This window comes from Pseudomonas sp. Pseusp88 (assembly GCF_047303955.1).
Classification (GTDB): Bacteria; Pseudomonadota; Gammaproteobacteria; order Pseudomonadales; family Pseudomonadaceae; genus Aquipseudomonas.
The window spans coordinates 24,406-41,771 of sequence record NZ_JBGLYM010000021.1 but is presented as its reverse complement, the minus strand read 5'-3'; the positions used below and the strand labels follow the sequence as shown (position 1 = coordinate 41,771).

Annotated in this window: 16 protein-coding genes; 5 read left to right on the top strand and 11 right to left on the bottom strand. The window is 60.2% G+C overall.

Annotated elements, in window-relative coordinates; genetic code table 11:
• Positions 1 to 18 precede the first annotated feature (18 nt).
• Both ACCD02_RS22465 and ilvA read right to left on the bottom strand, forming a co-directional pair.
• Complete coding sequence (locus ACCD02_RS22465; RefSeq protein WP_413306719.1) at positions 19 to 447, bottom strand: DUF2269 family protein; 429 nt, start codon at positions 445 to 447, stop codon at positions 19 to 21.
• A gap of 210 nt (positions 448 to 657) precedes the next feature.
• A complete protein-coding gene (ilvA, locus tag ACCD02_RS22460; RefSeq protein WP_413306716.1) occupies positions 658 to 2,172 on the bottom strand; it encodes a threonine ammonia-lyase, biosynthetic in 1,515 nt (504 codons plus the stop codon).
• A gap of 148 nt (positions 2,173 to 2,320) precedes the next feature.
• Between ilvA and rpiA the strand changes: the two genes are divergently transcribed.
• Positions 2,321 to 2,992 (top strand): ribose-5-phosphate isomerase RpiA, encoded by a 672-nt coding sequence (gene rpiA / locus ACCD02_RS22455; RefSeq protein WP_413306714.1) that lies wholly within the window; start codon positions 2,321 to 2,323, stop codon positions 2,990 to 2,992.
• Positions 2,993 to 3,133: 141 nt separating this feature from the next.
• On the opposite strand, the gene ACCD02_RS22450 is transcribed toward rpiA, so the two are convergent.
• Positions 3,134 to 3,799 (bottom strand): fumarylacetoacetate hydrolase family protein, encoded by a 666-nt coding sequence (locus tag ACCD02_RS22450; RefSeq protein ID WP_413306711.1) that lies wholly within the window; start codon positions 3,797 to 3,799, stop codon positions 3,134 to 3,136.
• A gap of 17 nt (positions 3,800 to 3,816) precedes the next feature.
• The gene (locus ACCD02_RS22445; RefSeq protein WP_413306890.1) at positions 3,817 to 5,211 is read right to left on the bottom strand and encodes an FAD-binding oxidoreductase; all 1,395 of its coding nucleotides are present in this window, start codon (positions 5,209 to 5,211) and stop codon (positions 3,817 to 3,819) included.
• 156 nt (positions 5,212 to 5,367) lie between these two features.
• Between ACCD02_RS22445 and serA the strand changes: the two genes are divergently transcribed.
• Positions 5,368 to 6,597: a phosphoglycerate dehydrogenase gene (gene serA, locus ACCD02_RS22440; RefSeq protein ID WP_413306709.1), complete on the top strand. Its 1,230-nt coding sequence runs from the start codon at positions 5,368 to 5,370 to the stop codon at positions 6,595 to 6,597.
• 164 nt (positions 6,598 to 6,761) lie between these two features.
• On the opposite strand, the gene ACCD02_RS22435 is transcribed toward serA, so the two are convergent.
• Together ACCD02_RS22435 and ACCD02_RS22430 are read right to left on the bottom strand one after the other, a co-directional pair.
• On the bottom strand, positions 6,762 to 7,199 hold the full coding sequence (locus ACCD02_RS22435) for a DUF4399 domain-containing protein (protein ID WP_413306706.1): 438 nt from the start codon (positions 7,197 to 7,199) through the stop codon (positions 6,762 to 6,764).
• A 270-nt stretch (positions 7,200 to 7,469) separates the two neighbouring features.
• On the bottom strand, positions 7,470 to 8,102 hold the full coding sequence (locus tag ACCD02_RS22430) for a 2OG-Fe(II) oxygenase (RefSeq protein ID WP_413306887.1): 633 nt from the start codon (positions 8,100 to 8,102) through the stop codon (positions 7,470 to 7,472).
• Positions 8,103 to 8,245: 143 nt separating this feature from the next.
• Between ACCD02_RS22430 and ACCD02_RS22425 the strand changes: the two genes are divergently transcribed.
• Entirely contained in the window at positions 8,246 to 8,983 is a 738-nt protein-coding gene (locus ACCD02_RS22425; RefSeq protein WP_413306703.1) for a DUF2059 domain-containing protein, read from the top strand.
• Positions 8,984 to 9,105: 122 nt separating this feature from the next.
• On the opposite strand, the gene ACCD02_RS22420 is transcribed toward ACCD02_RS22425, so the two are convergent.
• On the bottom strand, positions 9,106 to 10,047 hold the full coding sequence (locus ACCD02_RS22420) for an alpha/beta hydrolase (protein WP_413306701.1): 942 nt from the start codon (positions 10,045 to 10,047) through the stop codon (positions 9,106 to 9,108).
• 91 nt (positions 10,048 to 10,138) lie between these two features.
• On the opposite strand from ACCD02_RS22420, the gene ACCD02_RS22415 reads away from it, so the two are divergent.
• Positions 10,139 to 10,711 (top strand): DUF6436 domain-containing protein, encoded by a 573-nt coding sequence (locus ACCD02_RS22415; RefSeq protein ID WP_413306698.1) that lies wholly within the window; start codon positions 10,139 to 10,141, stop codon positions 10,709 to 10,711.
• A gap of 110 nt (positions 10,712 to 10,821) precedes the next feature.
• On the opposite strand, the gene ACCD02_RS22410 is transcribed toward ACCD02_RS22415, so the two are convergent.
• The gene (locus tag ACCD02_RS22410) at positions 10,822 to 11,763 is read right to left on the bottom strand and encodes a ParB/Srx family N-terminal domain-containing protein (RefSeq protein WP_413306695.1); all 942 of its coding nucleotides are present in this window, start codon (positions 11,761 to 11,763) and stop codon (positions 10,822 to 10,824) included.
• Positions 11,764 to 11,863: 100 nt separating this feature from the next.
• Here ACCD02_RS22410 and ACCD02_RS22405 point away from each other — a divergent pair, with 100 nt between their 5' ends.
• On the top strand, positions 11,864 to 14,251 hold the full coding sequence (locus ACCD02_RS22405; RefSeq protein ID WP_413306692.1) for a penicillin acylase family protein: 2,388 nt from the start codon (positions 11,864 to 11,866) through the stop codon (positions 14,249 to 14,251).
• A 130-nt stretch (positions 14,252 to 14,381) separates the two neighbouring features.
• Here the strand turns inward: ACCD02_RS22405 and ACCD02_RS22400 are convergent, their stop codons facing one another.
• The 3 genes from ACCD02_RS22400 to potA are packed head-to-tail and all read right to left on the bottom strand — an operon-like array spanning position 14,382 to position 17,322.
• Positions 14,382 to 15,266, bottom strand: coding sequence for an ABC transporter permease subunit (locus tag ACCD02_RS22400; protein ID WP_413306689.1), 885 nt, complete (start codon positions 15,264 to 15,266; stop codon positions 14,382 to 14,384).
• Positions 15,263 to 16,183, bottom strand: a complete 921-nt coding sequence (locus ACCD02_RS22395; protein WP_413306687.1) for an ABC transporter permease subunit — start codon at positions 16,181 to 16,183, stop codon at positions 15,263 to 15,265. Before ACCD02_RS22395 ends, ACCD02_RS22400 begins: the two co-directional genes overlap by 4 nt.
• Positions 16,180 to 17,322 carry a polyamine ABC transporter ATP-binding protein gene (potA, locus tag ACCD02_RS22390; protein WP_413306684.1) on the bottom strand — a complete coding sequence of 381 codons (1,143 nt, stop codon included), beginning with the start codon at positions 17,320 to 17,322 and terminating at the stop codon, positions 16,180 to 16,182. The genes ACCD02_RS22395 and potA overlap by 4 nt, the downstream gene beginning before the upstream one ends.
• Positions 17,323 to 17,366: the final 44 nt, after the last annotated feature.

The following is a 17,366-nucleotide window of genomic DNA, read 5'->3' as shown; positions in this document are numbered from 1 at the left end:
TGCAAGAATGTCGGGAAATCAGACCGGCTTGGCACCCATCAGACCGGCAATGGCGATAAAACACAGGGCACTGAATATCGCCAGCGCCAAGGTAAAACGGGGGTTACCGACGATGATCGGACGACGCAGGCGGTTGAGCCTGACCACCAGCCAGGTCCAGCTCAGGGCGCCAAAAATGTAGAGCACGCTGGCCGCCAACAGCCAGGTCTGCCCCAGCGGCCAACCGGCGCCATGCACCAGATACCAGCCAGTGACCGGCAGAACCACCAGGCATACCGCCATCAGAATCCAGACGAATAGCCAGGGCCGCTGAACGATGCGATTCTGGATAGTCAGGTCGCCGGCCCGACGGCCCTTGATCAGCCAGCCGGCCAACACCAGCGCGCTCAGCAGCAAAAGCGCGGTCGCTACGACGTGGAGGATTTTCAGCGCAGCGAAGTGTTCCATTGTGAGGTATTCCTTGAAGGGCGCGTTTAAAGCCTAGCAGTCCATTCGGCTAGCTCACTGGGGGAACCGTATGGGAGAGAATTCTGTGGGAGCGAATTCATTCGCGAAAGCGGTATTTCAGACGACGACGGGGCGGTGAATGTTCCGGCCCCTTCGCGAATGAATTCGCTCCCACAGGATTCGCCTCCATAGTCCACCCCTGGCATTTATTTAACCCAGGAAAAGCCGATACGCCGGATTCTCGCTCTCATCCCAGTACGGGTAACCAATCTCCGCCAGTGCCGCCGGGATCAGGTCCCGCTCGTCTTCCGGCACTACCAGCCCCGCTACCACCCGGCCATCCGCCGCACCGTGATTGCGGTAATGGAACATCGAGATGGTCCAACGCCCGCCCAGTTTATTCAGGAAGTTGAACAAGGCGCCCGGCCGCTCGGGGAATTCGAAGCGCAGCACCACTTCATCACTGACCCGCTCGGCATGGCCGCCGACCATATGACGGATATGCAGCTTGGCCAGTTCGTTATCGGTCAGGTCCACTACCGGGAAACCCTGTTCAGTCAGGCTTGCGATCAAGGCGCTGCGCGGATCGGTATCGGGGTGGGTCTGCACACCGACGAAAATGTGCGCCTCGCGGTCGGTGTGGTAACGGTAGTTGAATTCGGTGATCTGGCGTTTGCCAACGGCCTCGCAGAAAGCCTTGAAGCTGCCCGGCTGCTCGGGGATGGTCACGGCGATGATCGCTTCGCGGCCTTCGCCCAGTTCGGCACGTTCGGCGACGTGGCGCAGACGGTCGAAGTTGACGTTGGCGCCGGAGTCGATGGCCACCAGAGTCTGGCCGCTGATGCCGTACTGCTCGGTGTATTTCTTGATCCCGGCCACGCCCAGGGCGCCGGCAGGTTCGGTGATGGAACGGGTATCGTCGTAGATATCCTTGATTGCCGCGCAGATCTCGTCAGTGCTGACGGTGATCACTTCATCGACATAGTGCTGGCAGATATCAAAGGTGTGCTTGCCAATCTGCGCCACGGCCACGCCATCGGCAAAGAGCCCGACCTGCTGCAATACCACGCGCTCGCCGTAGGCCATGGCCTGTTGCAGGCAGTTGGAGTCGTCCGGCTCGACGCCGATCACCTTGATTTCCGGGCGCAGGTATTTCACATAGGCAGCGATACCGGCGATCAGGCCGCCGCCACCGACCGGCACGAAGATCGCGTCCAGAGGCCCCTGATGCTGACGCAGAATCTCCATGGCCACGGTGCCTTGCCCGGCGATGGTGTCGGGGTCGTCGTAAGGGTGGACGTAGACATAGCCCTGTTCCTCGACCAGCTTCAGCGAGTAGGCCAATGCTTCCGGGAACGAATCACCGTGCAACACCACGATGCCACCACGGGAACGCACGCCTTCGACCTTGATCTCGGGCGTGGTCTTGGGCATCACGATGGTGGCTTTCACGCCGAGGGTCTTGGCGGCCAGCGCCAGGCCCTGGGCGTGGTTACCCGCTGATGCCGTGACTACGCCCCGCGCCAGTTCTTCGGGGCTCAGTTGCGCCAGCTTGTTATAAGCGCCGCGAATCTTGAAGGAGAACACCGGTTGCAGGTCTTCGCGCTTGAGCAGCACCTGGTTGCCCAGACGCTCGGATAGCTGACGGGCGCCTTGCAATGGGGTTTCCACGGCGACGTCGTAGACGCGTGAGGTGAGGATTTTCTTGACGTAGTGTTCGAGCATCGGGAAAGCATCACTGGCGAAGAGGGCAAGGCCGCGAGTCTAACCCGCGCTCTGATGGACGACCATACGAATGACAAGGCTTTACCCTCACCATGTCGTTATAATGCGCGCCTTTTCAACAGCCCTACCCGGCACCCGTGGAGCCCCCATGAATCAGGATCAACTCAAACAAGCCGTGGCCCAGGCCGCGGTGGACTTCATTCTGCCGAAACTGGACGACAAGAGCATCGTCGGCGTCGGCACCGGCTCCACCGCCAACTGCTTCATCGACGCTCTGGCCAGGCACAAGGGCGCGTTCGATGGCGCCGTGGCCAGCTCCGAAGCCACCGCTGCACGCCTGAAAGGCCATGGCATCCCGGTTTATGAACTCAATACGGTCAGCGACCTGGAGTTCTACATCGACGGCGCCGATGAAAGCGACGAACACCTGAACCTGATCAAAGGCGGCGGCGCAGCCCTGACCCGGGAGAAGATCGTCGCGGCCGTGGCCAAGACCTTCATCTGCATCGCCGATGGCAGCAAGCTGGTACCCGTCCTGGGCGCATTCCCGCTGCCGGTCGAAGTGATCCCGATGGCCCGCAGCCACGTTGCCCGGCAGCTGGTGAAACTGGGCGGTGACCCGGTCTATCGCGAGGGTGTGATTACCGATAACGGCAATATCATTCTTGATGTGTTCAACCTGAACATCACCAATCCGGTAGAGCTGGAAAGCCAGATCAACGCCATCGTTGGCGTAGTGACCAACGGCCTGTTCGCGGCACGTCCGGCGGATTTGCTGTTGCTGGGTACGGCAGAAGGAGTGAAGACCCTGAAGCGCTAAGCACCTGAAAACACATGTGGGAGCGGATTCATCCGCGAAGAGGCCGGTACATTCGATATACATTCATCGACTGAACCACCGATTTCGCGGATGAATCCGCTCCCACAGTTACACCACAAAAGCCCGAGCCGGTTGGCGGCGTTAGAGAACCCGGCTTTCAAACCGGCTATGCCCTGGCAGTTCCAGCACGATTTCGTCCCCTGCCACAAACGGCCCGACACCCGCTGGTGTGCCGGTCATGATCAGGTCGCCGGCCTGCAGCGAGAAGTTCGCCGCCATATGCTGGATCATCGGCACGATGGGGTTGAGCATGTGGCTGCTGTTGCCGTCCTGGCGCACTTCGCCGTTGATGGTCAGGCGAATATTGATATCGGTCAGGTCCGGGTAGGTATCGGCCGAGATGAACGGGGCGATGACCGCCGCGCCGTCAAAGCACTTGCAGCGTTCCCACGGCAGGCCCTTTTCCTTCAACTTCGACTGCAGGTCACGCAGGGTCAGGTCCAGACCCGGTGCGAAGCCGCTGATCGCATCAAGCACTTCTTCTTCAGACGGGTGCTTGCTCAGGGGCTTGCCGATCAGTACGACGATTTCCGCTTCGTAATGCACCGAGCCACGGTCAGCGGGAATGCTGAAACCGCCTTCCAGTGGCACCACGCAGCTGCCCGGCTTGATGAACAGGATTGGTTCGGTCGGTACCGGGTTATCCAGTTCCTTGGCATGCTCGGCGTAATTGCGGCCAATACACACCACTTTGCCCAACGGGAAATGGATAGTGGTGCCGTCGACGTACTTGTGTTGATAGCTCATGGCGTTGTCCTTGTGGGTCAAACCGCGAAAATTTTGCCGGGGTTCATGATGCCATTTGGATCGAACACTGCCTTGACCGCTTTCATGTATTCGATTTCAACCGGCGAACGGCTGTATTCAAGATAGTTGCGCTTGGTCATACCGACGCCGTGTTCGGCGGAAATCGAGCCGTTGTACTTCTGTACGATCTCGAACACCCACTTGTTGACCGTGGCGCACTTGCCGAAGAACTCATCCTTATCCATGTTTTCCGGCTTGAGGATGTTCAGGTGCAGGTTGCCATCGCCAATGTGGCCGAACCAGACCACTTCGAAGTCCGGATAGTGTCTGCCGACGATGGCGTCCACTTCGGCCAGAAATGCCGGGACTTTCGATACCGTTACCGAGATGTCGTTCTTGTACGGCGTGAAGTGGGAAATGGTTTCCGAGATGAACTCGCGCAGCTTCCACAGGTTGTGCAGCTGCTGCTCGCTCTGGCTCATCACGCCGTCCAGCACCCAGCCCTCCTCCACACAATGCTCGAAGGTCGCCAAGGCTTCATTGGCCACTTCTTCGGTTGTCGCTTCGAATTCCAGCAAGGCATAGAACGGGCAATCGGTGGCGAACGGCGCTGGCACATCACCACGGGCCATGACCTTGGCCAGGCACTTGTCGGAGAAGAACTCGAACGCGGTCAGGTCCAGCTTGCCGTGGAAAGCATGCAGCACCGGCATGATGGAGTTGAAGTCGGCAACGCCCAAGACCATGGCGGTCAGGTTCTTCGGCGCGCGATCAAGGCGCATGGTCGCTTCGACGACGAAACCCAGGGTGCCTTCGGCGCCAATAAACAGCTGACGCATGTCGTAGCCCGTGGCGTTCTTGATCAGGTCTTTGTTCAGCTCGAGGATATCGCCCTTGCCGGTAACCACTTTCAGGCCAGCGACCCAGTTACGGGTCATGCCGTAGCGAATGACCTTGATCCCGCCAGCGTTGGTGCCGATATTGCCGCCAATCTGGCTGGAACCCGACGAAGCGAAGTCCACCGGGTAATACAGCCCGTTTTCTTCGGCCAGGTTCTGCAACTGCTTGGTCACCACGCCCGGCTGGCACACTGCAGTACGGTCGGTGAGGTTGAGATCCAGAATCTGATTCATATAGTCGAACGAAACCACCACCTCACCGTTGGCCGCCACGGCCGCAGCCGAGAGACCAGTACGACCACCGGACGGTACCAGGGCAACGCGATGTTTGTTGGCCCACAGAACGATGGCCTGAACCTGCTCGATGGTTTTCGGGAAGACAATGGCGACAGGTGCCGGAGCGAAATGCTTGGTGTGATCCTTGCCATAAAAGCCTAGGGAGTCGGCATCGGTAAGAACCTTGCCAGGCTCAACCAGGGTCTTCAGCTCATCTAACAGGGCAGGCTGGATCATCGAAGGCGCTCTCGAATAATTCATGGTCGTCCTGAGAACTGCTCACGTTCAGGAATGGGGTTTCGCGGGGGGCTTATGCTAGCATACGCCCCCCGTGAGTCGAGCCAGCGCCACTCCGGACCCCTGCCAATTTTCTTCGGGACACAGGTTACGCAGATGAGCAAGACTTCCCTCGACAAGAGCAAGATCAAGTTCCTTCTTCTCGAAGGCGTCCACCAATCCGCCGTTGACGTCCTCAAGGCCGCCGGTTACACCAGCATCGAGTACCACACCAAGTCTCTGCCGGAAGCCGAGCTGAAGGAAAAGATCGCCGACGCTCACTTCATCGGCATTCGTTCGCGCACCCAATTGACCGAAGAGATGTTCGACGCAGCGAAGAAACTGGTCGCCGTCGGCTGCTTCTGCATCGGTACCAATCAGGTTGACCTGAACGCAGCGCGCGAACGCGGTATCGCCGTATTCAACGCCCCCTACTCCAATACCCGTTCGGTTGCCGAACTGGTTCTGGCCGAGGCGATCCTGCTGCTGCGCGGCATCCCCGAGAAAAATGCCTCCTGCCACCGTGGCGGCTGGATCAAAAGCGCGGCGAACTCCTTCGAGATTCGCGGCAAGAAGCTGGGCATCATCGGCTACGGCTCGATCGGCACCCAACTGTCGGTCCTGGCCGAAAGCCTGGGCATGCAGGTGTTCTTCTTCGACCCGCTGACCAAGCTGCCACTGGGCAACGCGACCCAGGTCACCAGCCTGACCGAGCTGCTGGGCCTGGCCGATATCGTTTCCCTGCATGTGCCTGAGCTGCCGTCCACCCAATGGATGATCGGCGAGAAAGAAATCCGCGCCATGAAAAAGGGTGCGATCCTGATCAACGCTGCTCGCGGTACCGTGGTGGAACTGAACGCCCTGGCTGACGCGATCAAGGACAAGCACCTGATCGGCGCCGCCATCGACGTGTTCCCGGTCGAGCCCCGCTCCAACGACGACATCTTCGAAAGCCCACTGCGCGGCCTGGACAACGTGATCCTGACCCCGCACATCGGTGGTTCCACCGCCGAGGCGCAAGCCAACATCGGTCTGGAAGTCGCCGAGAAGCTGGTCAAGTACAGCGACAACGGTACCTCGGTGTCCTCGGTCAACTTCCCGGAAGTGGCCCTGCCGGCTCACCCGGGCAAGCACCGCCTGCTGCACATCCACGAGAACATCCCGGGCGTGCTGATGGAGATCAACAAGGTCTTCGCCGAAAACGGCATCAACATTTCCGGTCAGTTCCTGCAGACCAACGAGAAAGTCGGCTACGTGGTCATCGACGTCGATGCCGAGTACTCGGACCTCGCCCAGGAAAAACTGCAACAGATCAAAGGCACCATCCGTAGCCGTGTTCTGTTCTAAATTTTCTGGTGTACACAGAAAAGGAGATCTGCGGATCTCCTTTTTTGTGGGTGCTCATCTGGCCTGGAATGGGATCTTGTAGGCGCTGCCGAAGGCTGCGAAACGCTGTAAAACCATTCGCAGCCTTCGGCAGCGCCTACAGATCCATCATTCGGCCCACGCGCTTACTTGACGTTAACCGTGATCTTCTTCGACTCAACGGAAGGGTTGAGCGGGATATGGCTCTTGTCGCCCATGATCAGCTGCAGGGTGTGCTTGCCCGGGCTCAAGGTGACTTCGGTCTCGGTCTGGCCCTTGCCGAAGTGGCGGATGGTGTCGTTGTTGGGCAGAGGCGCATTCAGGTCAGGCTGTTCCTTGAGGTCAACCATCAGGTGGTGGTGGGCGGTGTCCGGCACATCGACACCGGCCGGCGCGACGCCCATGCCCTTGAGGCCGAACTGCACCTTGAACGTACCCGGCACTGTGGCGCCATCTTTCGGGGAAATGATGTAGACCTCGGCCCCGGCTGGCGAAGGCGTGCGCGGGATATCGGCGGCCTGAGCCAGCAAGGACGCGCCCAGCAGCAGACCGGCGATGGTGGTTTTGGCAAATAAGGTCTTCATGGTCTCTCCAGTAATTGTTATGGCATGCACGTCTGACTGCGCACTGGACGCTTGGGTTCAAGGGAGTCCTAAGCGTAGATCAGGCTTATGCAATATCACTTTTTCCGGATGAGAGACGTTTATGTAGAAGATTTCATCTGCGCGATGGCCCCTGACACCACGCGATCTGTAGGAGCTGCCGAAGGCTGCGAAAACGGTGTGAAGCCATTCGCAGCCTTCGGCAGCTCCTACAAAATCTCATTTCAATTCTGTGTGGCGCATGGAAGGAAATCAGAACAACTCACCGCTTCGCCGCCGAAACCACCCGGTCAACGACAAACGCTCGCGAGTCGCAGGCAGCACCTCGTGGGGCATATCCCCCGAGAGAAACACCACCAGGCACCCCCCCGTGGGCTGCACGTCGTAAGTCGTTTCACCCTCGAGATACATACGCAACTGCCCGCCATGTTCGGGCAACCAGGCATCATTGAGATAAAGCACCGCCGATACCGTGCGCGCATCGTCATCGCGAAAGCGGTCCAGGTGCTTGAGATAAAACGCGCCCGGTGGATACAGGGCAAAATGGCTCTCGAACTCTTCCAGCCCCAGAAACAGGCCGCGATTGAGAGCCAGACGCAGACTGTCCATCAGGCTCAGGTAGGCATCGCAGGGTTCTGCCTGGCCCGGCTCAAGCCACTGAATATGGTCGCCACGAATCCCTTCACGCACCTCCTGCCCAGGGCCACGGCCGACTCCGGCAGGGGTAAGTTCGCCTTCGGCCGCACGTTTGCGGCACTCTGCGGCCAGTTCGCGGGTCAGACGCTCGGGCAGGAAAATATTCTGCTGCGACCAGCCGCGTGCGGCTATGTCGTCAACGATTCGTAGCAGCAGCGGATGATCAGGGGAGATTTGCATGTCGCGCATAGTATCCATGTGCCTGGAAATCCGACAGAGCCCTTGTTCGCCCCCGGATGCAAACCTTGAGTTTTCATTGATTCAGGACAGTCATAACTCGACAAGCCCCCGCTACGACCCGGAGAATAGTGGCCTGCCGACAGGAGTCCTTCATGCGCCGTTTGTTTGTTTTGCTGTTGATGTTCTGCACCATGCCCGTATGGGCAGACAGCCACGACCAGTTGTACAAGGCCGCAGGCTGGCCAGAACAGCGCGCACACTTCAGCGATGCGCTCAAAGCGGCCCAGTTGCGCTACCGAAACAGTTTGCCACCCGCGGTATTCGATGCTCTGGTCAATAACAGCAACCAGCGTTTCGCCCCTCAGGCCATGGATCAACGCGCCGAACAGCGCCTGCGTGAAAGCCTGCGCGATCCGAAGCCGGCCCTGCAATTCTTCCAGTCGCCACTGGGGCGCAAGATCGTCAATGCCGAATTGACCGCAACCCGCGCCGATCAGTTGGCCAAGAACGCCCAGGGCCTGCCGCACATCGAAGCCGAATCCACCCGGCAACTGCTGATCGGCCACCTGGCCCAGGCCCTGCCCGCCCGGGAAGCCGGCGCTGAAGTCAGCCTGGCGATTGCCGGCGTCGCTGCCGACAGCCTGAGCCAGATGATCCCCGGCCTGCTGGGTGGCGGCCAGGCCCAGGGCATGCTCGAAGGCCAGCGCGAACGCCTGATGGCGCAGATCGGCGCCGACCTCAACAACACCCTGCTATACGTCTACCGCGACCTGTCCGACCCGGAGCTGGAAGAGTTCTCCAACTTCGCTGAATCAGCTGAAGGCAAGGCTTACTATCAGGCGGCGCTGGCGGCGATTCGGGCGGGGTTGGCGGTTGGGCAGAGTCAGTAGATCAGTTCAGCTCGACTTCAGTGGGACCGGCTTTAGCCGGGAAAGCATGGGCAAGATCGACACATTTCTATCGTCTGATTTGTTGTCTTCCCGGCTAAAGCCGGTCCCACACAGTGCGGTCCTCAACTCATCCTCTGCTGCATAAACTCGAAATACCGTTCACGCAACTCCGGCAGCTCATTGGCCAGGTGGTGCCGTGCGTCATGCAGCATGAGAATCTGCGGCTGGGTGAATTTCTCGTTGAGCACCGCCAGGTTATGACTCCAGTCAACAGTCATGTCCGCTTCACCCTGGATAATCATCGGGCTGCGTGTACTGCGTGGTGCGCTTTCGATGCGGCTGATCCAGTTTGCCAGAGCACCGACCCAGGCCGTGGGCAGGCGTTGCGGTTGCAGCGGGTCGGCGAGCAGGAATGGCAGGAAGGCCGGGGCATTGGAGTTGTCGCTGAAGCGTCGGGCGATGTCCTTGACGAAGGGCCTGAGCAGGTAATAGCTGAGTTTTGACCAACCCCAGGCCCGTGGCCGGACCAGCGGCGCCAACAGGATCGCCTGGCCCTGGGCCGGGCTGTCGCTGCCATGGTTCAGCAGATGGTCGATGACGATGGCGCCGCCCGTGCTTTGCCCGCACAGATGCCAGGGCTTGGGCAGTTGCAGCGCCTCGGCCTCGGCGAATAGACCTTGCAGCACCAACTGGTATTCGGCGAAGTCGTTGATACTGGCGCGGCTGCCACTGGACAGGCCATGCCCCGGCAGATCACAGGAAATCACCGCAAACCCCTGGGTCAAGGCCCATTCGACCACATGCCGATAAAGCCCCATGTGATCGTAGAAACCATGCATCAGGAACATCGTCGCCCTGGGTTGCTCAGGCAACCAGACCTGCCCGACGATGTCATAGCCCGCCGCCTCGAAACGCCCGAGCCAACTGCGACTCAGCAACCCGCTGTTGGCAAAGGACAGGCCATAGAAGCGCTGGTACGACAGCCCCTCGGCAGGTATCAGTTGCCGGGCGGCCAGCGCTTGCAGGCGCGGGCGCAGCGTTTCGGGGGTGAATGTCGTAGGCATGGGATTTCCAGGTTGAGGCGGGCCGTGTTGCGATATTCAGCTGTCTCACCGGGCATGGCAAGCCACGCCCCCTTAATCAGAAGCGTCTGACATGAACATTCCTCGACGAACCATGGCGCTAAGCCTGCTGGCCGTAATCTTTGCGGGCGGTCTATGGCTGGCCTATGACTGGTTCCAGGGCCGATACCTGCGCGTATTCAGCGAGCAGGCGGCGCTGTTTGCCGGTGACAGACTGAGTCTGCCCGCCGCATTGGCCGGGCCAGGGCGAATCCGTCTGGTGCATTTCTGGGACCCGGCCTGCCCGTGCAACGTCGCCAATCAGCAGCATCTCGGTGAGCTGCTCGAGCGCTTTGCCGACGGCGTGGATTTTTACGCGTTGCAGAAGACCGGCAGCCACGGGCAACTGCCTGACAACCTGAAGCGCATGCATATCCTCGACAGCCTGCCCGGCGCTGAACACATCAGCGCCAGCCCCGCCGTGGCAATCTGGGACCGTGACGGCAAGCTCGCCTATTTCGGACCTTACAGCGAAGGGCTGACCTGCAACTCGGGCAACAGCTTTATCGAACCGATCCTGCAGGCGTTGAGCGCGGGTCGGGCGGTGGATGCAACCCACAGCATGGCAGTGGGCTGTTATTGCCACTGGACAGAGGCCGCACAGTAATCACGGTGGGACCGGCTTTAGCCGGGAAGGCGCCCGATATGATCATGCCAATACAGCGGATCCAGCGGCCCTTTCCCGGCTAAAGCCGGTCCCACCCAAATCATTTCAAGTCAGGGGTTAGCTACCGCTTCAGCCCGCAAATGCGCCTTGTACTCCAGCATCACCGGCAGTTTGGTCGCGACGGTTTCGTCGAGCACTTCGGTGTCCAGCAGGCCCTGCCCGCCCAGTTGCAGCACCGTCAGGCCGCTTTTGCCGACCTTGGCGTTGGCACGCAGGCTGGTCATGAGCTTGCCGACTTTGGTCAGCGCGCGATGGTAATCGGTGCGCTTGCCCAAATCATAGCGGGACAGATTGACCTGTGGCCGCAGCCAGTCCCCCCAATAGAACTCAAGAAACTCCGGCGGTGCGCCCTTGGTATTCGGTCGCCCGTAAGCCGCGCCACGGACAAAATAGACCAGGCTTCGGAACGGGTCATTCTGCAGGTTTCTCAGCCCCAGGTGCTCGGGCAGTTCTTCCGGCCTGATGGTCTGGCCATTGCCGTCCTTGAGCCAGACTTTGTGCGCCTTGCGCATGCGCTGCCAGAAGGTCGCCATATCCGGGCTGTCACTGTAGTCAGCGGTGACCCTGACCCACATTTTCAACTGCGCGCCCGCCCCCGGCTGCTCCCAGAATGTAGTGAAGGTGTGATGGCCATCAGTCAGGTACATCTGCCCGCCCGGCCCGATCACTACGGTCTTCATTTCCTTGGGATGGGTACCGACCTTGCTCTCGCACTCGAAACTGGCGGGATGCAGCAGATCGGCGGCCTTGGGCACATGCTCGGCATCACCCTGGCCGTTGCTCTGGCAATACTCGTTGAACAGCTTGCCGCGGTGTTTGGCAAAGCGGCCGAGGTTGTAATAGATCTGGTCGTAACCGACCACGGCTTGAGTGGGATGCAACTGCTCGAGGCTGACCTCGACCACACTGCCCACTTCGGTTTTAGCCAGGGCAAAAGCCTGGGTGGTGGCCAGGCTGAGTAACAACGCCAGCGACCAGGAAGTAATTCGCATCGTGAAAACTCTTGGATTGAAGTGCGTGGAGCTTAATCGAAATGCACACGCGGGTGGTGTAGCCTGCACAGCTTGCTCGAATTACTGACAGAGACGCTGGATGAAACGCAGTCTGCTCACCCTCGCCGCCCTTGTTGTCATCGCGCTCGCCGCTGGCGGCTGGTATGTGCACAGCAAACAGCCGCAACGTGACGGGCAAATGACATTGGCGCACTTGCAGGCGCCGGTCACAGTCCGTTATGACGAGCGCGGCGTGCCGCATATCCGCGCCGAGAATCAGGCCGATCTGTATCGCGCCCTGGGCTATGTCCATGCTCAGGACCGCCTGTTCCAGATGGAAATGCTGCGCCGCCTGGCCCGGGGCGAACTGGCCGAAGTGTTGGGACCCAAGGTAGTGGATACCGACAAGCTGTTCCGCAGCCTGCGCATCCGCGAGCATGCCGACGCCTACGTCGCCCGGCTGGACAAGCAAAGCCCGACCTGGCTGGCGCTGCAAGCCTATCTGGACGGCATCAACCAGTTTCAGGACAGCCACGCCAGGCCCTTGGAATTCGACCTGCTGGGCATCCCCAAGCGGCCTTTCACTGCCGAAGACACCCTGAGTATCGGCGGCTACCTGGCTTACAGTTTCGCGGCGGCATTTCGTACCGAGCCGCTGTTGACTTATATCCGCGACCAGCTCGGCCCCGATTACCTGAAAGCGTTCGACATGCCCTGGCAGCCCCAGGGATCACTGGCGGCAGCCCCTGCCCTGTCAGCAACCGACTGGAAAAGCCTCAACGACCTTGCCCGCCTGAGCAATCAAGCCCTGGAGCAGGCCGGACTGCCGCAGTTCGAGGGCAGTAACGCCTGGGCCATTTCCGGCAGCCGCACCCGCAGTGGCAAACCGGTGCTGGCCGGAGACCCGCACATTCGCTTTTCGACGCCGGCAGTCTGGTACGAAGCGCAATTGTCGGCCCCTGATTTTGAGCTGTACGGGCACTTCCAGGCGCTCAACCCCTTCGCACTGCTCGGCCATAACATGGATTTCGGCTGGAGCCTGACCATGTTCCAGAACGACGATCTGGACCTGATCGCCGAGAAGACCAACCCCGACAATCCCAATCAGGTCTGGTATCACGGCGCCTGGGTAGACATGACCGTCAGCCGGCAGCAGATTGCCGTCAAGGGCGCCGCGCCCGTCACCCTGAACCTGCGCCAGTCACCCCACGGGCCGATCGTCAATGATGTGCTGGGCAACACCGCAGGCGCGGCGCCGATTGCCATGTGGTGGGCATTCCTGGAAACCGATAACCCGATTCTCCAGGGGTTCTACGAGGCCAACCGCGCCGATACCCTGGACAAGATGCGCAAAGCCGCCGAGAAGATCCAGGCGCCGGGCCTGAATATCGTCTGGGCCAATGCCAGGGGCGATATCGGTTGGTGGGCTGCGGCGAAACTGCCAATCCGCCCCGAGGGCGTAGATCCTGCCTATATCCTCGATGGCAGCACGGCCCAGGCCGACAAGAGCGGTTTCTACCCGTTCGGCGACAATCCCCATGAAGAGAACCCGGCACGGGGCTATGTACTGTCGGCCAATACCCAGCCGGTGTCGCCAAGCGGCAGGCCGATTCCCGGTTACTACAACCTGGCAGACCGTGGCCGCCAGTTGAATCATCAGCTCAGTGATGACCGCGTGCGCTGGGACATTCCCGCCAGCCAGCAATTGCAGCTGGGTACGAAAACCGACTATGCAGCCCGCATCCTCAAGCCGCTGATCCCGATCCTGCGCCAGGTTGCCCGGGATGCCGACGAAAAGGCTCTGGCCGAGCAACTGGCGGCCTGGTCGGGGAATTACTCGATCGATTCGGTGGAAGCCACGCTGTTCAATCAGTTTATCTATGAACTGACCGAGAAAATCTTCCATGACGAACTGGGCGATGCCTTCTTCGACACGCTGCTGTCCACTCGCGTTATCGACGACGCACTGCCACAAGTAATCGCCGACGCCGACTCGCCCTGGTGGAACAACCGCCATTCGCCTGCGCCGGAAAGCCGCAGCAATATCGTCAAGATGGCCTGGCACTCCAGCGTCGAGCACTTGCGTTCGCTGTACGGCAACAACCCCGAAGAGTGGCGCTGGGGCAAGGCCCACACCCTGACCCATGCCCATCCGCTGGGCGTGCAAAAGCCCCTGGACAGCCTGTTCAACGTCGGACCATTTGCCGCGCCGGGCACCCATGAGGTGCCGAACAATCAGTCCGCCCGCATTGGCCCTGCGCCCTGGCCGGTGAGCTACGGCCCCTCGACCCGGCGCCTGATCGACTTCGCCGACCCGGCCCATAGCCTGGGCATCAACCCGGTCGGGCAAAGCGGTGTGGTGTTCGACAAACACTACGCGGACCAGGCAGCCACCTATATTCATGGCGGCTATGTCGAACAGCATTTCAGTGAGGGGGATGTTGCGGCGCATACGGAGGGGGTGTTGCGGTTGGTGCCAGAGCCTTAAGACGAACCACCAGTTGAGCTCGGCTTGCGAGGTGCGAACTGTCGGAGCGAGCTGTGGGAGAGAACTCATTCGCGAAGATCTTCGCGAATGAATTCGCTCCCACAAATAACACCTTTACCAACCTGAGGCGTTACAACGGAGCAGGCGCCCGGCGGCTATCCGGCTGTTTCCAGGAATCCGCTGCACTCTCTTCGATAGCCAGTTGAATCGCCTTGCGACGACGCTCTTCGGCGCGGCGGCTGAAGAACCAGACCAGGAAAGTCGCCAATGACACTGCGAGCAGAATCAGGCTGGCCACGGCGTTGATCTCCGGCTTCACGCCCAGGCGTACCGCCGAGAACACTTCCATGGGCAAGGTGGTTGAGCCAGGCCCGGAGACGAAACTGGCCAGGACCAGGTCATCCAGAGACAGCGCGAACGACATCATCGCCCCTGCCGCCAGGGATGGCGCGATCATCGGGATGGTGATCAGGAAAAACACTTTCCACGGCCGCGCGCCCAGGTCCATGGCCGCCTCTTCGATGGACATGTCCAGCTCGCGCAAGCGCGCCGACACCACTACCGCGACATACGCCGAGCAGAAGGTAGTGTGGGCAATCCAGATAGTGACAATGCCACGCTCTTGGGGCCAGCCGATCAACTGCGCCATGGCCACGAACAGCAGCAACAGCGACAGGCCGGTAATCACTTCCGGCATGACCAGTGGCGCGGTGACCAGGCCGCCAAAGAAGGTGCGGCCACTGAAGCGGGTGATCCGTGTCAGCACGAAGGCCGCCATGGTGCCCAGGGCAACCGCCGCTACCGCTGTGTAGCAGGCGATTTCCAGGGAGCGCATCACCGAGCCCATCAACTGGGTGTTATCCAGCAGGCCTACGTACCATTTGATCGACCAGCCACCCCAGACTGTCACCAGTTTCGAGGCGTTGAACGAGTAGATCACCAGGATGACCATGGGCGCGTAGATAAACACCAGGCCCAGCACCAGCATGATATTCGAGAATCGAAAGCGGCTCATGCCTTGCCCTCCAGCTCTTTGGCCTGACTGCGGTTGAACAGGATGATCGGCACGATCAGGATCAGCAGCATCACCACCGCCAGGGCGGATGCCACCGGCCAGTCGCGGTTATTGAAGAACTCTTGCCAGAGCACGCGGCCGATCATCAGGGTTTCCGGGCCGCCGAGCAGTTCAGGGATCACGAACTCGCCCACCACCGGGATAAACACCAGCATGCAGCCGGCAATGATGCCGTTCTTCGACAGCGGCACGGTGATTTTCCAGAAGCTGTTGAAGGTGCTCGAACCCAGGTCCGACGCCGCTTCCAGCAAACTCTGATCATGCTTGGCCAGGTTGGCGAACAGCGGCAGGATCATGAATGGCAGGTACGAATAGACCACGCCGATGTAGACAGCCAGGTTGGTGTTGAGGATCTGCAAGGGCTCATTGATCAGCCCCAGCCACATCAGGAAGCCATTGAGCAGGCCGTTATTACTGAGGATGCCCATCCAGGCATAAACACGGATCAGGATCGCCGTCCAGGTCGGCATCATGATCAGCAGCAACAGCACGGTCTGGGTTTCCTTGCGCGCCATGGAGATGCCATAGGCCATGGGATAACCGATCAACAGGCACAGCAGCGTGCTGAAAAAGGCCATCTTCAACGAGCCGAAATACGCCGAGATATACAGGTCATCACCGGTGAGCAGCGCGTAGTTGGCGAAGTTGAACACCAACTGCAATTTCTGCTCGGCGTAGGTGAAGATCTCCGTATACGGCGGGATCGCCACATCGGCTTCGGCGAAACTGATCTTGATGACGATCAGGAACGGCAAGGCAAAGAACAGGAACAGCCAGAGGAACGGTGCACCGATCACCAGTTGCCGGCCACCGGGCGTTATGCGCTGGAGCGCTCGCTTGAGCTTGCGCACTTTCATGAGCGCAGGACCACGCCGCTGTCGTCTTCCCACCAGACGTAGACTTCGTCGCCCCAGGTCGGCCGCGCGCCCTGGCGCTCGGTGTTGGCGACGAACGACTGCACCAGCTTGCCGCACGGCAACTCGACGTAGAACACCGAGTGGCCGCCCAGATAAGCGATATCGTGGACCTTGCCCCGGGACCAGTTGTGCTCGAAAGTCGGTTGCTCGGTGGTCACCAGCAGTTTTTCCGGACGCAGGGCGTAGGTGATGTGTTTGTCTTCCACCGAAGTAGTAACGCCGTGGCCGACGTAGATATTGCGCTCCAGCTCGGGGCTGCGAATCAGCGCGTGGCCTTCCATGTCCTCGATCACTTCGCCTTCGAACAGATTGACGTTACCGATGAATTCACAGACCAAACGGCTGGTCGGGGTTTCATAGATATCGATCGGGCTGCCGATCTGAGCGATCCAGCCCAGGTGCATGATCGCGATGCGCTCGGCCATGGTCATGGCCTCTTCCTGGTCGTGGGTCACCATCACGCAAGTCACGCCGACGCGCTCGATGATTTCCACCAGCTCCAGCTGCATCTGCGAACGCAGCTTCTTGTCCAGGGCGCCCATGGGTTCGTCGAGCAACAGCAGCTTGGGTTTTTTCGCCAGGGAGCGCGCCAGTGCCACGCGCTGGCGCTGGCCACCGGACAACTGGTGCGGCTTGCGCTTGGCGTACTGGGTCATCTGCACCAGCTTGAGCATTTCCATGACCCGGGCCTCGATCTCGGCCTTGGGCAGCCTGTCCTGCTTGAGACCGAAGGCGATGTTGTCGGCCACGGTCATGTGCGGGAACAGCGCGTAGGACTGGAACATCATGTTGATCGGCCGCTCGTACGGCGGCATATCGGTGATGTCCACGCCATCGAGGAAGATCCGGCCTTCGGTCGGCCGCTCGAACCCGGCGAGCATGCGCAGCAAGGTCGACTTGCCCGAGCCAGAACCGCCGAGCAGGGCAAAAATCTCGCCTTTGTTGATTTGCAGGGACACATCGTCCACGGCAATCGTCTCATCGAACTTCTTCGTGACCCGGTCGATCTTGACCAGCACCTGTTTGGGTTGCTGACCGCCATCGAGGGATTTCTTATAGGCGCCGGAGGCAACTGCCATGGGTGAAACTCCCAACTGGTTTTTGCAGCCCGGCCACAGAAGCC